Annotated in this window: 18 protein-coding genes; 10 read left to right on the forward strand and 8 right to left on the reverse strand. The window is 60.8% G+C overall.

Translation table 11 applies throughout. The annotated features are described in order from the left end of the window. Positions 1 to 125: 125 nt before the first annotated feature. From cyoE to hmpA, 7 genes are all read right to left on the reverse strand, one after another. A complete protein-coding gene (gene cyoE / locus BM321_RS02660) occupies positions 126 to 1,013 on the reverse strand; it encodes a heme o synthase (protein ID WP_063324463.1) in 888 nt (295 codons plus the stop codon). 11 nt (positions 1,014 to 1,024) lie between these two features. Continuing rightward, complete coding sequence (gene cyoD / locus BM321_RS02665) at positions 1,025 to 1,360, reverse strand: cytochrome o ubiquinol oxidase subunit IV (RefSeq protein WP_014340102.1); 336 nt, start codon at positions 1,358 to 1,360, stop codon at positions 1,025 to 1,027. Next, positions 1,361 to 1,987, reverse strand: a complete 627-nt coding sequence (locus BM321_RS02670) for a cytochrome o ubiquinol oxidase subunit III (RefSeq protein ID WP_003205395.1) — start codon at positions 1,985 to 1,987, stop codon at positions 1,361 to 1,363. It abuts the gene before it with no gap. 3 nt (positions 1,988 to 1,990) lie between these two features. Beyond that, the gene (gene cyoB, locus BM321_RS02675) at positions 1,991 to 4,021 is read right to left on the reverse strand and encodes a cytochrome o ubiquinol oxidase subunit I (protein WP_092166162.1); all 2,031 of its coding nucleotides are present in this window, start codon (positions 4,019 to 4,021) and stop codon (positions 1,991 to 1,993) included. 3 nt (positions 4,022 to 4,024) lie between these two features. Beyond that, a complete protein-coding gene (cyoA, locus tag BM321_RS02680) occupies positions 4,025 to 4,972 on the reverse strand; it encodes a ubiquinol oxidase subunit II (RefSeq protein WP_060740731.1) in 948 nt (315 codons plus the stop codon). Positions 4,973 to 5,746: 774 nt separating this feature from the next. Beyond that, the gene (locus BM321_RS02690) at positions 5,747 to 6,256 is read right to left on the reverse strand and encodes a disulfide bond formation protein B (RefSeq protein WP_092329490.1); all 510 of its coding nucleotides are present in this window, start codon (positions 6,254 to 6,256) and stop codon (positions 5,747 to 5,749) included. A 582-nt stretch (positions 6,257 to 6,838) separates the two neighbouring features. Then, complete coding sequence (hmpA, locus tag BM321_RS02700) at positions 6,839 to 8,020, reverse strand: NO-inducible flavohemoprotein (protein WP_092441426.1); 1,182 nt, start codon at positions 8,018 to 8,020, stop codon at positions 6,839 to 6,841. 153 nt (positions 8,021 to 8,173) lie between these two features. On the opposite strand from hmpA, the gene norR reads away from it, so the two are divergent. From norR to BM321_RS02725, 6 genes are all read left to right on the forward strand, one after another. Continuing rightward, a complete protein-coding gene (gene norR, locus BM321_RS02705) occupies positions 8,174 to 9,730 on the forward strand; it encodes a nitric oxide reductase transcriptional regulator NorR (RefSeq protein ID WP_092329485.1) in 1,557 nt (518 codons plus the stop codon). Between the two features lie 78 nt (positions 9,731 to 9,808). Then, positions 9,809 to 10,114, forward strand: a complete 306-nt coding sequence (locus BM321_RS29380) for a hypothetical protein (protein ID WP_139230441.1) — start codon at positions 9,809 to 9,811, stop codon at positions 10,112 to 10,114. After that, positions 10,017 to 10,919, forward strand: coding sequence for a chemotaxis protein CheV (locus tag BM321_RS02710; protein WP_092202630.1), 903 nt, complete (start codon positions 10,017 to 10,019; stop codon positions 10,917 to 10,919). Before BM321_RS29380 ends, BM321_RS02710 begins: the two co-directional genes overlap by 98 nt. Positions 10,920 to 11,037: 118 nt before the next feature. Further along, positions 11,038 to 11,367, forward strand: coding sequence for a hypothetical protein (locus tag BM321_RS02715; protein ID WP_092329482.1), 330 nt, complete (start codon positions 11,038 to 11,040; stop codon positions 11,365 to 11,367). 79 nt (positions 11,368 to 11,446) lie between these two features. Beyond that, a complete protein-coding gene (locus tag BM321_RS02720) occupies positions 11,447 to 12,196 on the forward strand; it encodes a YkgJ family cysteine cluster protein (protein ID WP_092441427.1) in 750 nt (249 codons plus the stop codon). A gap of 203 nt (positions 12,197 to 12,399) precedes the next feature. Then, positions 12,400 to 13,371 carry a 2-hydroxyacid dehydrogenase gene (locus BM321_RS02725; RefSeq protein ID WP_092329477.1) on the forward strand — a complete coding sequence of 324 codons (972 nt, stop codon included), beginning with the start codon at positions 12,400 to 12,402 and terminating at the stop codon, positions 13,369 to 13,371. A 200-nt stretch (positions 13,372 to 13,571) separates the two neighbouring features. Here BM321_RS02725 and BM321_RS02730 read toward each other — a convergent pair whose 3' ends face one another. Then, the gene (locus BM321_RS02730; RefSeq protein ID WP_092441428.1) at positions 13,572 to 14,474 is read right to left on the reverse strand and encodes a DMT family transporter; all 903 of its coding nucleotides are present in this window, start codon (positions 14,472 to 14,474) and stop codon (positions 13,572 to 13,574) included. Between the two features lie 136 nt (positions 14,475 to 14,610). On the opposite strand from BM321_RS02730, the gene BM321_RS02735 reads away from it, so the two are divergent. From BM321_RS02735 to fecA, 4 genes are all read left to right on the forward strand, one after another. Continuing rightward, positions 14,611 to 15,486 carry a helix-turn-helix domain-containing protein gene (locus BM321_RS02735; RefSeq protein WP_092329472.1) on the forward strand — a complete coding sequence of 292 codons (876 nt, stop codon included), beginning with the start codon at positions 14,611 to 14,613 and terminating at the stop codon, positions 15,484 to 15,486. Positions 15,487 to 15,615: 129 nt separating this feature from the next. Beyond that, positions 15,616 to 16,104 (forward strand): sigma-70 family RNA polymerase sigma factor, encoded by a 489-nt coding sequence (locus BM321_RS02740; protein WP_092441429.1) that lies wholly within the window; start codon positions 15,616 to 15,618, stop codon positions 16,102 to 16,104. After that, on the forward strand, positions 16,101 to 17,060 hold the full coding sequence (locus BM321_RS02745) for a FecR domain-containing protein (RefSeq protein WP_092441430.1): 960 nt from the start codon (positions 16,101 to 16,103) through the stop codon (positions 17,058 to 17,060). The genes BM321_RS02740 and BM321_RS02745 overlap by 4 nt, the downstream gene beginning before the upstream one ends. 109 nt (positions 17,061 to 17,169) lie before the next feature. Then, a complete protein-coding gene (gene fecA, locus BM321_RS02750) occupies positions 17,170 to 19,509 on the forward strand; it encodes a TonB-dependent Fe(3+) dicitrate receptor FecA (RefSeq protein WP_092441431.1) in 2,340 nt (779 codons plus the stop codon). Positions 19,510 to 19,570 lie beyond the last annotated feature (61 nt).

Raw genomic sequence — 19,570 nt, forward strand, 5'->3', positions numbered from 1 at the left:
GCAAATTGCCTACAATTCAACAAACCATAATCTATTGCGATGAATGACAGCCAATCCATGCCCCACCTAGACAAAAAACCCCGCGCTTCTCTCGAAGGCGGGGCTTTTTTTGCAACGTCTGAAGCTTAAGGCGCGTACGTCAGCAGCAGCTCACTTGGCACTTTGAAGTCCAGGGACATCATGACGCTCAGGGCGGTGATGGTGAAGATCGAGAACACGAACAGCTTGCGTGCCCAGACCGTGTCATCCACCGCCTTGTAGCCGGTCCAGGCCATGTACAGCCAGTACATGCCCATGGCGGCGGCGACGGCGAGGTAGCTCATGCCGGCGTAGCCGCTGAAGGTCAGCATCAAGGTCGCCACCAGGAAGGCCAGGATGTAGAGCAGGATGTGCTTCTTGGCTACCAGGATACCGCGCTTGACCGGCAGCACCGGAATCGAGGCCGCCAGGTAGTCGTTGAAGCGGAAGATCGCAATGGCGTAGGAGTGCGGCATCTGCCACAGGCTGAACATCACCAGCAGCGTCAGCGCCGCCATGTCGAAGCTGTTGCTCACCGCCACGTAGCCGATCACCGGCGGCATCGCCCCCGACAGGCTGCCCACCAGCGTGCCGTGGACCGACTTGCGCTTGAGGTACAGGCTGTAGAGGCCGACGTAGATGACAAAACCGATCACAGCGAACAACGCCGCCAACGGGTTGGCCACCCAGTACAGCAGCGCCACCCCGGCTACGCCCAGCACCGTGGCGAATGCCAGGGCCAGTTGCACAGGAATCAGGCCCTGGACCAGCGCGCGATTCTTGGTGCGTTCCATCTTGATGTCGATGTCGCGGTCGATGCAGTTGTTGAACACGCAACCGGACGCCACCACCAGGGAAGTGCCGATCATCGCCGCCAGGAAGATGGCCAGATCGACATGCCCTTTCGAGGCCAGGAAAAACCCGCCTGCCACAGAAAGCACGTTACCGAAAATGATCCCCGGCTTGGTGATTTGGATAAAGTGCTTCAGGGACATCCGGACTTTCCTCAGTGCGCCATCATGTTGGTGTGGATGCTGAACATGATCCACAACGACAGGCCAACCAGCAGGACAATCACGATCGCGGCAAAGACAAACGCGACCACGTTGTTACGTTGGGCGGCGGAGCGGTCCAGGTGCAGGAAGTACACCAGGTGCACCAATACCTGGACCACGGCGAAGATCAGGATGATCCACAGGGTCAGGCTCTTGGGCAGCGACGGGTACATCACCAGGCCGAACGGGATGACGGTCAGGATCACCGACAGGATGAAACCGATGGCGTAGGACTTGACGCTGCCGTGGCCGGCGTCATGGCCATCATGGGAATGTGCGTTAGCCATTTACAGGGTCCCCATCAGATAAACAACGGTGAATACGCAGATCCACACCACGTCCAGGAAGTGCCAGAACAGGCTCAGGCAGCTCAGGCGCGTCTTGTTGGTGGCGGTCAGGCCGTTTTTCTGGACCTGATACATCATGATCGCCATCCAGATCAGGCCGCTGGTCACGTGCAGACCGTGGGTGCCGACCAGGGTGAAGAACCCGGACAGGAAGCCACTGCGGTTAGGGCCGTAGCCCTCGGAGATCAACATGTGGAACTCGTTGATCTCCATGCCGATGAAGCCGGCACCAAACAGGAAGGTCATGGCCAGCCAACCCAGTACCTGGGTTTTCTTGCCTTTGAACAACGCCAGCATGGCGAAGCCGTAGGTGATCGAACTGAACAGCAGCAGCGCGGTTTCGCCCAGTACATAAGGCAGTTCGAAGATGTCGTGGCCCGACGGGCCACCGGCGACGTTGTTAACCAGCACCGCGTAGGCCGCGAAGATCGACGCAAACAGAATGCAGTCGGTCATCAGGTAGAGCCAGAAACCGAATACGGTCATCTCGCCCGAGTCGTGGTGATGGTCATCGTGCCCATGGTCATGACCATGGGCGTGTCCAACAGTGGTCACTAAGTTCGACATGGTTTAAGCCTGTTCCAACGAGGTTTCAACACGGGTGGCGGAGGCGGGGACTTTCCCGGCCGCTACCAGGCGCTTGTGCTGCTCGGCTTCGATGCGCTCGATGACATCCACCGGCACCATGTAGCCCTGATCGTCACGGGCGGCATGGATCACGAAATACACCACGGTGCCGACCAGGCTGGCGATGGCCAGCCACCAGATGTGCCAGATCATCGCGAAGCCGAACACGGTCAGCAGCGCCCCCATGACCACACCGGTGGCGGTGTTGTTGGGCATGTGGATCGGCTCGTACTTGGCCGGGACCGGATACGCGGTACCGTTTTCCTTGGCTTCGGTGAACGGGTCGATCACGTCCGCTTTCGGCAGCACGGCAAAGTTGTAGAACGGCGGTGGCGAAGAGGTCGACCATTCCAGGGTATGGGCATTCCACGGGTCGCCGTGTTCGCACATGTTCTCTGGCTTGTTGCGGTCGCGCACGCTGACATACAACTGGATCAACTGGCAGGCGATGCCGACAGCGATCATCACCGCACCGAACATGGCGACGTACAGGTACGGCACCCACTCAGGGTTGGTGGTGGTGTTCAAGCGACGGGTCATGCCCATGAAGCCCAGTACATAGAGCGGCATGAACGCGACGAAGAAGCCGGTGATCCAGAACCAGAACGCTGCCTTGCCCCAGCCTTCGTGCAGCTTGAAGCCGAACGCTTTCGGGAAGTAGAAGGCAAAGCCGGCGATGTAGCCGAACACGGCGCCGCCGATGATCACGTTGTGGAAGTGCGCGATCACGAACAGGCTGTTGTGCAACACGAAGTCAGCACCCGGGATGGCCAGCAGTACGCCGGTCATGCCGCCGATGGCGAAGGTCACCATGAAGCCCAGGGTCCACATCACGTGGCTGGTGAAGCGCAGGCGGCCCTGGTAGATGGTGAACAACCAGTTGAACAGCTTCACCCCCGTCGGGATCGAAATCAGCATGGTCGCCAGGCCGAAGAAGGCGTTGACGCTGGCACCCGAGCCCATGGTGAAGAAGTGGTGCAGCCAGACCATGAAGCCCAGTACCGAGATCGCGCCGGAAGCGTAGATCATCGAGTGGTGGCCAAACAGTTTCTTGCCGGAGAAGGTCGAGATGACTTCGGAGAAAATCCCGAACGCCGGCAGGATCAGGATGTACACCTCAGGGTGACCCCAAGCCCAGAACAGGTTGACGTACATCATCGGATTTCCACCCAGTTCATTGGTGAAAATGTGGAAATCCATGTAGCGGTCAAGCGTCAGCAAAGCCAGGGTAGCGGTCAGGATCGGGAAGGAAGCGACGATCAGGACGTTGGCCCAGGTGCAGGTCCAGGTGAAGATCGGCATGTCCATCAGCTTCATGCCAGGGGTACGCATTTTCACCACGGTGGCGAGGAAGTTGACCCCCGTCAGCGTCGTACCCAATCCGGATAGCTGTAGCGCCCAGATGTAGTAATCCATCCCCACGCCCGGACTGTATTGCAAGCCCGACAGCGGCGGATAGGCCACCCAGCCGGTCTTGGCGAATTCGCCAACGCCCAGGGACAGGTTGATCAGCACCACGCCGGACACCAGCAGCCAGAAGCTCAAGGAGTTCAGGAACGGGAAGGCAACGTCACGGGCGCCGATCTGCAGCGGCACCGCAAGGTTCATCAGGCCGGTGAAGAATGGCATCGCCATGAAGATGATCATGATCACACCGTGAGCGGTGAAGATCTGGTCATAGTGTTCAGGCGGCAGGTAGCCAGGCGAACCCTCGGTGGCCATGGCCAGTTGGGTACGCATCATGATGGCGTCGGCAAAACCGCGCAGCAGCATGACCATGGCGACGATGATGTACATCACGCCGATTTTCTTGTGGTCGACCGAGGTCAGCCACTCGGTCCACAGGTAGGTCCACTTCTTGAAATAAGTGATGCCTGCAAACAATGCCAGACCACCGAGCGCGATGATGGCGAGGGTCACCATGACAATCGGCTCGTGGAACGGGATCGCTTCCCAACTTAATTTACCAAACATCGTTTACTCCTCTGCCCCGGCAGCTGAATGCGAGCTCATGTCCATCCCTTCCATGTTGTGAGCCACTTCCTTCTCGTTCTTCTCGTGGTGCATCGGCTTGCCTGGATTCATCCCTTCATATTTGTCGATGATGGTCTGGAACAGGTTCGGCGTAACCGACGAGTAGAGCTCGACTGGGTTGTTCTGGCTCGGTTTGGAAAGGGCTTCGTATTCAGCTTTTTCAAGCTGTTTAGGTGCCTTCTTCACATCGTTGACCCAGGCGTCGAAATCTTCCTGGGTCGTGGCGATTGCTTTGAACTTCATGCCGGTGAAACCCGCGCCACTGTAGTTGGCGGAGATACCGTCGAGTTCGGCGTTCTGGTTGGCGATCAGGTGCAGCTTGGTCTGCATGCCCGCCATCGCGTAGATCTGGCCGCCCAGGCCCGGGATGAAGAACGAGTTCATCACGGTGTCGGAGGTGACCTTGAAGTTGATCGGCGTGTGGGCCGGGAACACGATCTTGTTGACGGTGGCGATGCCTTGTTCCGGATAGATGAACAGCCATTTCCAGTCCATCGAAACCACTTCGATGGTGATCGGCTTGACGTCCGAATCCAGCGGACGGTAAGGGTCCAGGGCGTGGGTCGACTTGTAGGTGATGTAACCCAGGGCAATGATGATCAGCACTGGAATCGTCCACACCGCCACTTCGATCTTGGTCGAATGGGACCATTTCGGCGTGTACGTGGCCTTGGTGTTGGTTGCGCGGTACTTCCAGGCGAACAGGAAGGTCATGACGATGACCGGCACGACGACCAGCAACATCAGCAGTGTGGCGGTGATGATCAGGTTTCGTTCATCCAGGCCGACCTGGCCCTTGGGATCGAGCAAGGTCATGTTGCAGCCTCCCAGCAGCAACGTGCCGAGCAGCGGCAACAAGCCTAGTAATCGGGGGTACCTGTTTTTACTCATCTCACGACCTCTAAAGCAGCTTGCGCAATGCAGTTGGGTTTTGATCGCCAACACTTCACCCTGCCAAGGGTTGGCATTTCTTGGATTGAATAAGGGCTGCCCATCGAACGTCAGCGGCTGTTCGACACATCCCGGGCCAGCAGTGAGTTCTTATTCGTTGGTCAAAAGGCCTAGTTCAAGCCCAATTCCATTTGGTGCGGGTAGTTGGAGGCACCGACACCTGGGGTCGCATGGAGCGCTGGCGCCCTTCGACCACTCTCATGCTCAAGTCTGAGCCGGGTCGGAAAATCGGTGCGGGCGATTGTAGTGAGGTGACGCGCTGTAGACCATGTCTCATCCCGAAATAATTTTTAACCGATTCGGCAACAATCTCTTGCTGATATTGCAACGGGCCAGCATGGTATCGAAATTCATTCTCAACAAGAACCCCAAAAAACGTAGGTCTACTACGCCCGATTTAGACAGCTCGAGAGGCTCTTCAAGAGGTTTTTTGCCCGGCAAGCGCCCAGTTTTCGGGGCCTAGGGCGCCTGACGCGCCGCTGTTAAAAATGCCTGCTGCAGGCGATGCGCCCGTTGCGAAACCAGACATTTTTTTGTTACAGGAAAGCGTGTTTTATCCCCCTCGCAAAGGCTGAGCACCGCAAGATATGTGACAACGTGTCGCACATTGCCGCAGGTCATTCCTGCCTCGGATCAAGGACGCCCCGGCTTGAGCATGAAACGTAAAACGCCCCGGCTCTCCGAGAGAGAACCGGGGCGTTTCATCGAAGCGTTTCAGCCAAGCGGCTTGCGGTTACGCGACACCAGCAACGGCACCAGCACCACCGTCAACACGAAGGCCACCAGCGCCCATTGCGCCAGGGACAGGCCCAGGATCGGTGGGTAGGGGGTGGAGCAAAAGCCATCGACCTGGAAACCCAGCGGGAAGATCTTCGCCAGCGGCAGGTCATCGACAATCGGTTGCAATACGTCGATACCGCAACTGACCGCGGGGAAGAACTGGGTATAGACGTGATGCCCTGCCACACCAGCACCGGCCAGGGCACAGAGCACCACCAGGCCTTCGAAGATCGTCAGGCTGCGGCGGGTGCGCATGGCGGCGCCGATGAAGGCGAAGATCGCGATCAGCAACAACGCATAGCGTTGCAAGATACACAGCGGGCACGGCGCCTCGCCGAGGGCCACCTGCATGTACAGCGCACCGCCGATCAGCGCCAGGCAGATCAGCCCCAGCAGCACCAGATAGCGCCGCTCACGGCCTAACCGCATCATTTCCTCACTCATTGCGTTTCCCTTTGTCTGCATGGATCGACGCGCAGCCTCGCGACACCCGGTGCGCGTTCGGATGTAGCGAAGTCTACACGCTGACCATGACAGTGAACGAGCAGCGGGCGTCGACATTGGAGGGGAATAGACCGCAAGAAGGTTAAGCGGGGATTAATTCTGGCAGTTGGACAGGGATGGACCTGCTGCCGCTATCGCGAGCAAGCTTTGCTCCCACAAAAGAATCAGCGCTGACTGCCAGACCTGCGCATCTCATGTGGGAGCGAGCCTGCTCGCGATAGCGGTGGGTCAGCTTGCATTGATGCTGAATGTGCCAATGCCATCGCGAGCAAGCTCGCTCCCACAGTTTTTTTGCGGTGTTCACAGGCGTTGTGTCCAGCGCTAATCCCTTGTGGGAGCGAGCCTGCTCGCGATAGCGGTGGGTCAGCTTGCATTGATGTTGAATGTGCCAATGCCATCGCGAGCAAGCTCGCTCCCACAGTTTTTTTGCGGTGTTCACAGGCGTTGTGTCCAGCGCTAATCCCTTGTGGGAGCGAGCTTGCTCGCGATGAAGGCAACCCGGTCTCCCGGTTCGCCGCGACCTTACTCCAGCGCCGCTGCCGGACCGAAGAATTCGTAGCGGCTCTGCCGGTCCGGTACCCCCAGGGCCTTGAGGTGGCGTTTGACGGCCCCCATGAAACCCTTCGGCCCAAGGAAATAGGCGTCCAGGTCACGCTGCTCCGGCAGCCATTGCGCCAATTGCTCCTGGCTCAGCAGCCCCACCTTATCCGCCGCCGGGCTCAAGCCATCGTCTTCGTCGTAGCAGTAGAAGCGCTTGAGTTGCGGGTGCCGCTTGGCCAAGTCGTCGATCCAGTCGCGGAAGACATGGGCGCGGCCGTTACGCGCACAGTGGATGAAATGCACCGGCCGCTCGGTTTGCAGTGCCGCCTGCAACATGGCCAGGGTCGGCGTGATGCCGACGCCGCCGCTGATCAGCACCAGCGGCTTGTCGCTGGCGGTCAGGTAGAAATCCCCGGACGGCGGGAACAACTGGATGCGATTGCCGACGTCGAAATGATGATGCAGATGGTTCGACACCCGCCCGCCCGGCTCGCGCTTGACGCTGATCCGATACTGACCATTGTCCGCCAGGGCCGACAGCGAATAGTTACGGCGCACTTCCTCGCCATCGAGGATGAGCTTCATGCCGATGTACTGGCCCGGCTCGGCCACCAGGATCGGGCCCTTGTCCGTCGGTTCGAAGTAGAACGAGGTGATCTCCGAGCTTTCCTGGACCTTGGCCGCCAGGATGAACTCACGCTCGCCACGCCAGCCGCCCGGTGCCTCGGCCTTCTTGTCGTACATGCCGGCTTCGGCGCCGATCAGGATATCGGCCAATTGGTTATAGGCAGCGCCCCACGCCGCAATCACCTCGGGCGTGGCGATCTCTGCGCCCAACACCTCGGCAATGGCTCGCAGCAGGCACGCACCGACAATCGGGTAATGTTCCGGCAGGATCTGCAAGGCCACGTGCTTGTTGACGATTTTCGCCACCAGGTCGCCCAACTGGTCGAGCTGGTCAATGTGCCGCGCATACATCAACACGCCGTTGGCCAGCGCACGGGGTTGATCGCCACTGGCCTGGTGAGCCTGGTTGAACAGGGGGCGCACTTGCGGGCATTCGGACAGCATCATGCGATAGAAGTGAGTGATCAGCGCTTCACCACCGCTTTCAAGCAATGGCACGGTGGAGCGAATGATGGCGCGTTCTGCTTGGCTGAGCATAAGGTGACTCCATGCAAGGACTTGAATAACAACTACAGCCTTACCATCAGTTTCCATGCCATTATTTATTTCGTTATTTTTCAATCAGTTAAATAAAAGATAGTCATAAAGACACGGAACCTTTTATAGTCATTCCGACTACATGGAGTCTTTATGACTGCAACCTCCCTACTTACAGCCTTGCTGCCCCTGGTGGCGGACCTGTCCCGCGAACTGCCTGAAGGCGAGCGCTATCGCCGCTTGCTGGGCGCCCTGCGCGCGCTGCTGCCCTGTGACGCAGCCGCGCTGCTACGCCTGGACGGAGACTGCCTCGTGCCCCTGGCGGTGGACGGGTTGAGCACCGATACACTGGGCCGACGCTTCCGGGTCAGCGAACACCCACGCTTCGAAGCGCTGCTGGCGAACCCGCAACCCACCCGCTTCGCCGCCGACAGCGGCCTGCCCGATCCGTATGACGGGCTGGTCGAGGGGCTGGCCGAGCACCTGGAGGTCCATGACTGCATGGGTTGTCCGCTGTTCGTCGACGAGCGCCCCTGGGGCCTGCTCACCCTGGATTCGCTGGACCCGGAACGCTTCGAACCCATCGACCTGAGCGCCCTGCAAGCCTTCGCCAGCCTCGCCGCCGCCACGGTCAGCGCCGCCGAACGCATTGAGCGCCTGGCCTTGAAGGCCGAGGATGAGCACCGCCGCGCCGAGGTCTATCGCCAGGCCAGCGGCCAGCAACATCGCGACATGGTCGGCCAGAGCAAGGCCCACAAGCGCCTGGTGGAAGAGATCGCGCTGGTGGGCGGCAGCGACCTGACCGTATTGATCACGGGCGAAACCGGCGTGGGCAAGGAACTGGTCGCCCAGGCCATCCATGCCGCGTCGAAACGCGCCGGGCAGCCGCTCATCAGCCTCAACTGCGCCGCCCTGCCGGATACGCTGGTGGAAAGTGAACTCTTCGGCCACGTACGGGGCGCCTTCACCGGGGCGACGAACGACCGGCGCGGCAAATTCGAACTGGCCGACGGCGGCACCTTGTTCCTCGATGAGGTGGGTGAGTTGTCCCTGACGGTCCAGGCCAAGTTGCTGCGGGTGTTGCAAAGCGGCCAACTGCAGCGCCTGGGTTCGGACAAGGAGCACCGGGTCGATGTGCGCCTGATCGCGGCCACCAATCGCGACCTCGCCGAAGAAGTGCGCAACGGCCGTTATCGGGCCGATTTCTACCATCGCTTGAGTGTGTATCCATTGCAGGTACCGGCGCTGCGTGAGCGCGGACGGGACGTACTGCTGCTCAGCGGCTTTTTCCTGGAACAGAATCGTTCACGCATGGGCCTGGGCAGCCTGCGCCTGACCAACGACGCCCAGGCCGCACTGTTGGCCTACGACTGGCCGGGCAACGTACGCGAACTGGAACACCTGATTGGCCGCAGTGCCCTGAAGGCCTTGGGCCGCTGCCCGACGCGCCCGAAAATCCTCAGCCTCAGCGCCCAGGACCTGGATTTGCCCCAAGCCCCTGTGGATAACCCGGCCCCATCGTCCACCGGCCCGGCACCGGCCCTGGTGGGCGTGACGGGAGACATGCGCGAAGCGGTGGACGAATTCCAACGCAAGTTGATCGCCGCCTGCCTGGAGCGGCACCAGCACAACTGGGCCAGCGCCGCCCGGGAGCTGGGGCTGGATCGGGCGAACCTGGGGCGGATGGCCAGGCGGTTGGGGCTGAAATAAAAACCTGTGGCGAGGGGATTTATCCCCGCTGGGCTGCGAAGCAGCCCCAAAATCTACCAACCCGGAGTATCAGAGTGAATGCGTTCAGCCTTTTTTGGGGTTGCTGCGCAACTCATCGGGGATAAATCCCCTCGCCACCAGATGAGCCGTCCGCAGGCCGCTGACTTGAAATTGGCTGTCGACAGCTTTCGTCCTAAAGCCTGCCCCCGACAAGTCGATAACCCGATATCAAAAGCTGTTTTGGCGATCTTCAGGCTCGCCCCACCTTTTTCCACAGAAGGTTTTTATGTCTTCCAACAAAGCCCGCGCAGATTCACTTTCGCTTCTGCTGTTTACCTTGCGCAGCGGCAAGCTGATGGCGATCAACCTGCTCAAGGTCAGTGAGATCATTCCCTGTCCACCATTGACCAAACTGCCGGAGTCCCATCCGCACGTCAAAGGCATCGCCACCCTGCGTGGGACGTCGTTGTCGGTGATCGACCTGAGCCGCGCCATTGGCGAGCGGCCGCTGGAAGATCCAGACGGCGGTTGCCTGATCGTCACCGACGTGAGCCGCTCCAAACAGGGCCTGCATGTGCAGGCGGTGAGCAAGATCGTGCATTGCCTGACCACCGACATCAAACCGCCGCCCTACGGTTCCGGCGGCGTGCGTGCGTTCATCACCGGCGTGACTTCGGTGGACGGCACGCTGGTGCAAGTGCTGGACATCGAAAAGGTGATCCACGGCATCGCACCGGCGCAGATCGAAACCGCGCCGACCGAACTGAGCATGGAAGACGCCGAGGTCCTGGGCAGCGCCCGGATCCTGGTGGTCGATGACAGCCAGGTGGCATTGCAGCAATCGGTGCATACCCTGCGCAACCTGGGCCTGCAATGTCACACCGCCCGCAGCGCCAAGGAAGCCATCGACTGTCTGCTGGAACTGCAGGGCACTGCGCAGGAGATCAACCTGATCGTTTCCGATATCGAAATGTCGGAAATGGACGGCTACGCTCTCACCCGGACCCTGCGCGAAACGCCGGACTTCGCGCACCTCTACGTGTTGCTGCACACGTCGCTCGACAGCGCCATGAACAGTGAGAAAGCGCGACTGGCCGGCGCGAACGGGGTGCTCACCAAATTCTCGTCGCCCGAATTGACCAAGTGCCTGATCACCGCGGCCAAGGCCGTCGCCGAACAAGGACGCTGACACCCATCCGCGGCAAGGCAGGCCGAACGCCAGGAGGCTGCGATCCTCGCAGCCTCTGAACGCTGCTCCGACCTCAGGCATACTCCTGTCCTGGTTCCCCCGAACAAGGACATTGTTGATGAAAACCCCTACGCTGATGCTCCTCGGCCTCACTGCCGCCATGGCCTTTCAGGCCCAGGCTTCCAGCCCCGACGCCTGGGCCGCCTACGACAAAAAAGTGCTCGCCAGTTGCCTGAAGGCCAGCGGCCTTAAAGACCCCGAACCCGTCGGCACCGCCGCGCAATTCGACGACCGGGTGGGCTACACCGCGCTGTTGCTGCAAGGCCAATACCCACAGAAACACATGAAAGGCGCAACCGGCACCGAGTTGTGTCTCTACCGCAAGAAAACCAGGACCGCCTTCGTCACCGAATGGGACTCGATCCGCTCGACCGATGCCCCCCGATAAATGGCGCATAACTTGCTTGGCAGGGCTTATCGCGGCGCTTTTCCGGCGCCGCTTTCAGCCTATTGCCTTCGGTCGATCCATGAACACAACGTTTTCCTGTGTAGGGTGCGGTAAATGCTGTACCGGCCATCACGTTCCTCTGACCCTCGACGAAGCCAGGATGTGGGCCAATGACGGCGGCCAGGTAATTGTCCTGGTCGAAGCCTTTCTGCCCAATGGCCTCGGTCTTCCGGCGGCGCAACGTGAACATGCCGAACGACGTTCGGCGGTGGTCCGTAGCGGCACGAGCGACGCACGGGTGGCGATCACGTTCGCCGCTTATAACGTGGGTCGTTGCCATAATCTGGACGACGAAAACCTGTGCCGCATCTATGAGCGCAGACCCCTGGTGTGCCGCATTTATCCCATGGAAATCAATCCACACATCCCGCTCGATACCGCCGCCAAGGATTGCCCGCCGGAATCGTGGGAAACGGGGCCGCAGTTGATACTGGGCGGTGAATTGGTGGACCAGGAACTGGCCCGCTTGATCGAGCGTTCACGCCAGGCCGATCGTGAGGAAATCGCGATCAAGGAACGCATCTGCATGTCCCTGGGCATCCACACGACGGCGTTGAAGGGCGATGGGTTCACGGCCTACCTGCCGAACATGGCTGCGTTTGCCGCCACTATCGACCAAGCCCGCTCGCAGCCGTTGGACCAAGCGGCTGGCGAATGGCAGTTCCACCTGTCCGGCGAGGACGTGGCCAACCAGGTCTCGGCCAGCGGCGCGCGGGTGGTCACTGAAGCACCGGTCACCTACGCCTTCATTTCCCTGCGGGCCGCCTGAGCTTGTAAAGATCCCCCTGTGGGAGCGAGCTTGCTCGCGATGGCGCCAGCCCAGTCACTCGCAATGGATTGGCAGACCGCTATCGCGCGCAAGCTCGCTCCCACAGAAGACTGGCGGCGCCGCGATTACACCTCACCCCTCTCGCCTAACACGCGCCAGGAATGTTAGCGTGCTTGGTATTCCCTGCAGATGAGCCTTGCACGATGAAAAAAACCGTACTCGCCTTCAGCCGTATCACGCCCCCCATGATCGAACGTCTGCGCCAGGACTTCGACGTGATCGTCCCCAACCCGTCGAACGGCGACATCAACGCGCAGTTCAACGAAGCCTTGCCTCACGTCCACGGGCTGATCGGCGTCGGTCGCAAGCTCGGCCGCGAGCAACTGCAGAGCGCCACGAACCTGCAAGTGGTCTCCAGCGTGTCGGTGGGCTACGACAACTATGACCTGGCCTACTTCAATGAACGCGGGATCATGCTCACCAACACCCCCGACGTGCTCACCGAAAGCACCGCCGACCTGGCCTTCGCCCTGCTGATGAGCAGCGCCCGGCGCGTGGCCGAACTGGACGCCTGGACCAAGGCCGGGCAATGGCAAGCGACGGTCGGCCCGCAGTTGTTCGGCAGCGACGTGCATGGCAAGACCCTGGGCATCGTCGGCATGGGCAACATCGGCGCAGCCATTGCCCGGCGTGGCCGGCTGGGGTTCAACATGTCGATTATCTACAGCGGCAACAGTCGCAAGACCGAGCTGGAAAACCAGTTGGGCGCACAATTTCGCGAATTGGACCAATTGCTGGCCGAAGCCGACTTCGTCTGCCTCGTCGTACCGTTGAGCGAGAAGACCCGCCACCTGATCGGTCAGCGTGAGCTGGGCCTGATGAAGCCGAGTGCCATCCTGGTCAACATTTCCCGTGGCCCTGTGGTAGACGAACCCGCGCTGATCGAAGCGTTGCAGAACAACCGTATCCGCGGTGCCGGGTTGGATGTCTACGAGAAAGAGCCATTGGCCGAATCGCCGCTGTTCCAACTGAAGAACGCCGTGACCCTGCCCCACATTGGCTCGGCGACTCACGAAACCCGTGAGGCCATGGCCAATCTGGCTGTGGATAACTTGCGCAGTGCCTTGTTGGGCGAGCGACCGCAGAACCTGGTCAACCCGCAAGTCTGGAAATAAATCCTCCGCAAAAGCCCCTGGGAGAACACACCCGTGGCGAGGGAGCTTGCTGTGGCGAGGGGATTTATCCCCGTTGGGCTGCGCAGCAGCCCCCTGCCGGTTTATCTGACGCATTGCGGTGGCAGGTAGACCTTGGGGTTGCTTCGCAACCCAGCGGGAGCAAGCTCCCTCGCCACGGGATTATCGCCAGACGTTCTGTCTCAGCGGGCACCCAGCGCGACATTCGTCGCCACCGGCCGTGGCTTACGAAACACCAGCACGTTCCCTAGCATCACCAGCACCAGCCCCACCCATGCCGGCACTGTCCACTGGTAGCCCTCGGCAAACGCCGAGACATTCAACGCCACCACCGGAAACAGCACCGTGCAATACGCCGCTCGCTCCGGGCCCATGCGCCCAACCAGTGTCAGGTAGGCGGTAAAGCCGATCACCGACCCCGGGATCACCAGATACAACAACGAGCCGATGTAGCGCGTGTTCCACTCCATGTCGAACGAAATGCCCTTGAACACGCACCACACCGCCAACATCGCCGCGCCATAGGCCATGCCCCAGGCATTGGTGGTCAACGGCTTGAGGCCGGCCTTCTGTTGCAGGCTCGAGAGCATGTTGCCCGCCGAGAAACACAAGGTGCCTAACAGCGCCAATGCCAACCCCAGCAGCGTCTGTGGGCTCGCGCCGTGCCCGGCCAGTTCCGGCCAGAACAGCAACGCCAGCCCCAGCAGTCCCAAGGCACCGCCCAACAGCACGTTACGCGCGATCCGCTGGCCAAAAAATACCCGCGCGTTGAAGGCATTCCAGAGCGTGGCTGTGGAGAACACCACGGCCACCAACCCACTGGGAATCCACTGGCTGGCCGTGAGGAAACACATGAAGTTGATGCAGAACAGGCACAGACCCTGGGCGACGCAGATCAAATGGCCGCGCCGGTTCATCACTTGCAGGCGTCGGCTGAGCAGCAGCATCGCGAACAGAATCAAGGCCGCGAGGCCAAAGCGATAGACAATCGACACGGGAATGGCGACAACGCCCAGTTGCAGTTTCAGGGCAATCCACGTGGTGCCCCAGATGAGCACGGTGAGCAGGTACAACGAGAGGTTCATGGTGACGACTCCTGGCAATGGCCCACAGTGTCACGCCGTTGACCACCCCACACTTGCGTAAACTTGCGCTTTTGTCGGTTTACAGGCTGGCATGGGCCGGCCGACAGAGTAGGATTCGAATCGGAGAGAACCGATCATGTCCACACTACAAAGCCTGCAAGTCTTTCAAGCCCTCAACAGCTCGCCCAACGCTCGCCTGGAGCACAGCGCCGAGCTCGGGGACGGCTTGGCGGCCGCTTTGTGGAGCAACCATCACGACGCCCAGGACTACGAGGCGCCGACCCACCATACGTTGTCCTGCTACATCGCCGGTGGCACCGGTACGTTTCGCCGCGAACGACCCGAGACCACAGGGGCGCCGGGCAAACTCTGCGTACTGCCCGCCGGACATGAATCGGCCTGGGTCATCAACGGCGACATTCGCCTTGCCCACCTGTATTTCAGCCCTGAGCAATTCGCCCTGGGTTGCATCACGCTGCTGGACCGCGAACCGCGGCAGGTGCAACTGCACGAGGAGACGTTCCTCGACGACCCGCAACAGGCACAACGCTTTCGCCAGTTGATCGCGCTGAACTGGGACGAACCCGCTGAACGCCTGCTGACCACCAGCCTGGCCCATGACCTGCTCAACCACCTGCTGCTCAGCCAGGTCGGCCAGCGCCAGGGGCTTCGCCTCAAAGGCGGCCTGGCAGCTCACCAGCGGCGGTTGCTGGTGGATTACGTCGACAGCCACCTGGCCGAGGCCATCAGCCTTGGGCAACTGGCGGCACTGTGCGCATTGTCCGAATACCACTTCGCACGGATGTTCCGCGAAAGCTTCGGGCTGCCGCCCCATCAGTATGTCCTGGCCCGGCGCCTGGCTTGCGCGCGACACTTGCTGCGCACCACCTCACAACCGTTGGGCGAGGTGGCACTGGCCTGCGGATTCGCCAGCGCCAGCCACTTCACCAACCGTTTTCGCCAGACCGTGGGGGCAAGCCCCGGGGAATATCGACAGGCGTTCTTGCGCTAGGCGCCACCGCGCTCCGGTCAAATGAAACGACCAGGCACTGATCCCGATTGCCGTAGCCACTGCCGCGCCCCTACAATGCGAACAATTCTTGTTCTCTAGCACAGCTCAGCGCTGTCGGGATGTTCCTCGTTGCCGCCTGCACACACCGTCGAAGTGCTCTACAACGCCCATCACAGTTGGCTCAACAGCTGGTTGCGAAGAAAACTCGGTTGCCCCGACAGGGCCGCCGACCTGGCCCAGGACACGTTCATGCGCGTACTGACGACGCGCGATCCGCAGCCTGTCCTGGAACCCCGCGCGTTCCTTACGACCATTGCCAAGCGCGTACTGTTCAACCATTACCGCCGCCAGGACCTTGAGCGCGCCTACCTCGACACCCTCGCCCAATTGCCGGAGCAAGTGGCGCCGTCGGAGGAAGAACGGGCAATCATCCTGCAAACCCTGACGGAACTGGACCAACTGCTCGATGGTTTGCCGCGAGCGGTCAAGCAGGCGTTTCTGCTGGCCCAGGTCGATGGCCTGGCCTACAACGAAATCGCCCGTGAATTGGGGATTTCCCTGGCAACGGTCAAGCGCCATCTGAACAAGGCAGCGATGCGCTGCTACTTCGCCTTATGACCCCATCGATCAACGGCGCGCCTGACGTCAGCGCCCAAGTCGCCGAACAGGCCGTGCACTGGCTCCTGGAAATGCAGCAAGGCCCACTCGATACCCGCCAACAGCAAGCCTGGGAGCAATGGCTCGATGCTCATAGCGAACATCGCCGCGCCTGGGAGCATATCCAACGGGTCAATCAACGGCTGCGCAGCGTATCTCCCGCGTTAGCCCACGCGACCCTCAATGCACCGAAGTCCGCCATGCGGCGGCGGGCACTCAAAACGTTGCTGGTACTGGGAGCCGGCTCAACGTTGACGTGGGGCCTGCGTGAACGCCAATGGCTGCCCCCCTTGATAGCCGATTTCCGCAGCCCTGTGGGCGAACGGCGTCGCCTGATGCTGGATGACGGCAGCCAGTTGCAGCTCAACAGCGGCAGCGCGGTCGACATTCGCTTCGACGCTCAACGTCGCTTGATCCGCCTGCTGGAGGGGGAACTGTTGTTAACTGCGGCCCGGGACCCCAGGCCCCTGCACGTGCTGACCGCCCATGGCCGGCTGGAAAGCCGCAACGCCCGGTTCAACGTACGCGAATATCCGGAACACACCCAGGTGGCGGTGTTTGAAGGCGAGGTGGACATTCACAGCCGACACGGTCCGTCTTCGTTACTGGGCACATCACGGCAACTGAGCCTTGGCATCAACGGTGCCGGGCCCGCCACGGCGCTGGATGCCAACAGCGGTGCCTGGACGGAAGGCATGCTGATAGCCGCGCACATGCGCCTGGCAGACTTTCTCGAAGAACTCGGCCGGTACCGCCGCGGCCAATTGCACTGCGACGAGGCGGTCGCCAACCTGCTGATCTCCGGCACCTATCCGCTGGACAACAGCGAACGCATCCTCGATCTGCTGGAGGTCAGCCTGCCGGTAAAAGTACGCCGCTTTACCCGCTATTGGGTCTCGGTCGAGGCTCGCGCTTGAACCATGACCGTCCTGCCGAAAAAAAACATGCAACCGTGAGCCGTTTTCCCCGCCTCGGGTGACAGAGAAGGAAAGCCACCTCGATACAACCTTCTCGGGATCCTCCTCCATGCCGCAGCAACCTACCCGTCTCACCCCGCTCGCCCGTACCGTGCGTCAATGGCTCCTGGGGGCCAGCTTGAGTTTCGTCGCACTTCCTTACGTACAGGCTGCCGATGCCAAGGCCTATCACATCGCGCCGTCGTCACTGGAAAATGCCCTCAATCAGTTCGGACGGGAGGCCGGGGTGTTGATTTCCTTCGGCTCGCAGACGACCGCAGGCCTGCAGAGTCGCGGCCTGGAAGGCAGCTACAGCCCGGAGCAAGGACTTAACGCGCTGCTCGAAGGCACGGGCCTGCAAGCCCGGCCCGAGGGAGATAACGCCTTCAGCCTGCAACCGGCGACCACCACCGCGCTGGACATCGGCACCACCACCGTGGTCGGAGACTGGCTCGGTGACGCCGCGCAAGCCAATGTCTTCGAACACCCCGGCGCCCGCGACGTCATCCGCCGTGAAGCGTTCGAACGCCAGGGTGCGACGCAGGCGCGGGATGTGCTCAATCGCATTCCCGGCGTCAACGCCCCGGAAAACAACGGTACCGGTAGCCATGACATGGCGCTGAACTTCGGTATTCGCGGGCTCAACCCACGCCTGGCCTCACGCTCCACGGTGCTGATGGACGGCATCCCGGTGCCTTTCGCACCTTACGGCCAACCGCAGCTATCGTTCGCGCCGGTCAGCATAGGCAACATGGACGCGGTAGATGTCGTGCGCGGCGGCGGCGCAGTGCGCTACGGCCCGCAAAACGTCGGCGGCGTGGTCAACTTCGTGACGCGGGCGATTCCCGATGCCCCCACGGTAAAGGGAGGGTTCCAGACCGAGACGAGCCCATCCTCCAGCCATGACGGTTTCAAAACGTCCTCCAATCTGCTGGCGGGCGGCACCGCCGACAACGGCTTGGGCGGTGCCCTGCTGTATTCCGGTACCCGCGGCGGCGACTGGCGCGAACACAGCGACACACAAATCGATGACCTGATCCTCAAGGGCAACTACCAGTTGGACGAGGCCAACAGTTTCAATGCCATGGCCCAGTATTACGAAGGCGAGGCCGACATGCCCGGCGGCCTGAATGTGGCTGACTACGAGGCCAACCCGTATCAATCCACGCGTCCGGACGACCGTTTCTGGGGCCGTCGCACCCTGGTCAATGTCGGCTACCGCTATCAGCAGGACCGCCGGGAATTCACCGCCAGCACGTTCTTCACCAAGACCTTGCGCAGCGGCTACCTGGACCAGGGCACCTTCCTGTCCCTGTCACCCCGTGAGTATTGGGTGCGCGGCCTGGAAACCCGTTTCGCCCAAGGCTTCGACCTCGGCCCGACCAGCCATGAGGTCGGTGTCGGCTATCGCTACATCAACGAGGCGGGCCATGAGCTGCGTTATCGCACGCCCATCGCCAGCAACGAATTGCCGACAACCTCCAGCCGCAACGACCGTGATACCCGTGGTGGCACTGAGGCCAATGCGTTTTTCATCGATGACCGGATCGACATCGGAAAATGGACCATCACGCCGGGCGTTCGCTACGAAATGATCGAATCCCAGCAGACCAACAACCTGACGAATGTGAAGTACAAGGGCGACTACAACACCGCCTTGCCGGCATTGAACGTGCTTTATCACCTGACCGATGAGTGGAATCTGTATGCCAACACCGAAGGCTCGTTCGGCAGCGTGCAGTACAGCCAGATGCCCAACCGTGTCAGCAGCGGTGAAGTGAAACCGGAAAAGGCCCGCACCTGGGAGCTTGGCACTCGCTATGACGATGGCAACCTGCGGGCGGAGATCGGTGCATTCCTGATCAATTTCGACAACCAGTATGAAAGCAACCAGACCAACGACTCGATCATTGCCCGTGGCGAGACTCGCCACCAAGGCATCGAAACCAGCATCAACTACGCCCTTGATGGCCTGAGCCCCGCGCTGACCGGTTTCGACGTGTACGCCACGTATGCCTTCGTCGATGCCACCATTCGTGAAGACGGGCCGAACAAAGGCAACCGCGTGCCATTCTCTTCGAAGCACAAAGGCACACTGGGCGTGGGTTATACGGACGGGCCGTGGAAGCTGAACCTGGACAGCACCTATCAGAGCGCACAGTTTGCCGACAACGCCAACACCCGTGCTGAAAGCGCCGACGGCAGTACCGGCAATATTCCCGGCTACATGCTGTTCAGCAGCCGCGCTGCCTATGATTTCGGCCCGCAACTGTCGGACCTGAACGTGGCGGTGGGCGTGAAGAACATCTTCAATACCCAATATTTCACCCGCTCGTTCGACGACAACAACCGAGGCAAGTACGTGGGGGAACCGCGCACGTTGTATGTGCAGACGTCCGTGGCGTTTTGATCCGGAGCTACGGTGAACCGCTGAAACAAGACGGGCCTGCGATTGCAGGCCCGTCTGTTCG

The organism is Pseudomonas sp. NFIX10 (assembly GCF_900111955.1).
Lineage (GTDB): Bacteria > Pseudomonadota > Gammaproteobacteria > Pseudomonadales > Pseudomonadaceae > Aquipseudomonas > Aquipseudomonas fluorescens_AA.

Excerpts from the sequence above, each read along its gene's own strand:
- cyoE (WP_063324463.1), bottom strand. The coding sequence starts at position 1,013 with ATGTCCCTGAAGCACTTTATCCAAATCACCAAGCCGGGGATCATTTTC.
- BM321_RS02720 (WP_092441427.1), top strand. The coding sequence starts at position 11,447 with ATGAACACAACGTTTTCCTGTGTAGGGTGCGGTAAATGCTGTACCGGC.
- cyoB (WP_092166162.1), bottom strand. The coding sequence starts at position 4,021 with ATGTTTGGTAAATTAAGTTGGGAAGCGATCCCGTTCCACGAGCCGATT.
- norR (WP_092329485.1), top strand. The coding sequence starts at position 8,174 with ATGACTGCAACCTCCCTACTTACAGCCTTGCTGCCCCTGGTGGCGGAC.
- fecA (WP_092441431.1), top strand. The coding sequence starts at position 17,170 with ATGCCGCAGCAACCTACCCGTCTCACCCCGCTCGCCCGTACCGTGCGT.
- BM321_RS02735 (WP_092329472.1), top strand. The coding sequence starts at position 14,611 with ATGTCCACACTACAAAGCCTGCAAGTCTTTCAAGCCCTCAACAGCTCG.
- BM321_RS02710 (WP_092202630.1), top strand. The coding sequence starts at position 10,017 with ATGTCTTCCAACAAAGCCCGCGCAGATTCACTTTCGCTTCTGCTGTTT.
- hmpA (WP_092441426.1), bottom strand. The coding sequence starts at position 8,020 with ATGCTCAGCCAAGCAGAACGCGCCATCATTCGCTCCACCGTGCCATTG.
- BM321_RS02725 (WP_092329477.1), top strand. The coding sequence starts at position 12,400 with ATGAAAAAAACCGTACTCGCCTTCAGCCGTATCACGCCCCCCATGATC.
- BM321_RS02715 (WP_092329482.1), top strand. The coding sequence starts at position 11,038 with ATGAAAACCCCTACGCTGATGCTCCTCGGCCTCACTGCCGCCATGGCC.
- BM321_RS02730 (WP_092441428.1), bottom strand. The coding sequence starts at position 14,474 with ATGAACCTCTCGTTGTACCTGCTCACCGTGCTCATCTGGGGCACCACG.
- BM321_RS02690 (WP_092329490.1), bottom strand. The coding sequence starts at position 6,256 with ATGAGTGAGGAAATGATGCGGTTAGGCCGTGAGCGGCGCTATCTGGTG.
- BM321_RS02670 (WP_003205395.1), bottom strand. The coding sequence starts at position 1,987 with ATGTCGAACTTAGTGACCACTGTTGGACACGCCCATGGTCATGACCAT.
- cyoD (WP_014340102.1), bottom strand. The coding sequence starts at position 1,360 with ATGGCTAACGCACATTCCCATGATGGCCATGACGCCGGCCACGGCAGC.
- BM321_RS29380 (WP_139230441.1), top strand. The coding sequence starts at position 9,809 with ATGCGTTCAGCCTTTTTTGGGGTTGCTGCGCAACTCATCGGGGATAAA.
- BM321_RS02745 (WP_092441430.1), top strand. The coding sequence starts at position 16,101 with ATGACCCCATCGATCAACGGCGCGCCTGACGTCAGCGCCCAAGTCGCC.
- cyoA (WP_060740731.1), bottom strand. The coding sequence starts at position 4,972 with ATGAGTAAAAACAGGTACCCCCGATTACTAGGCTTGTTGCCGCTGCTC.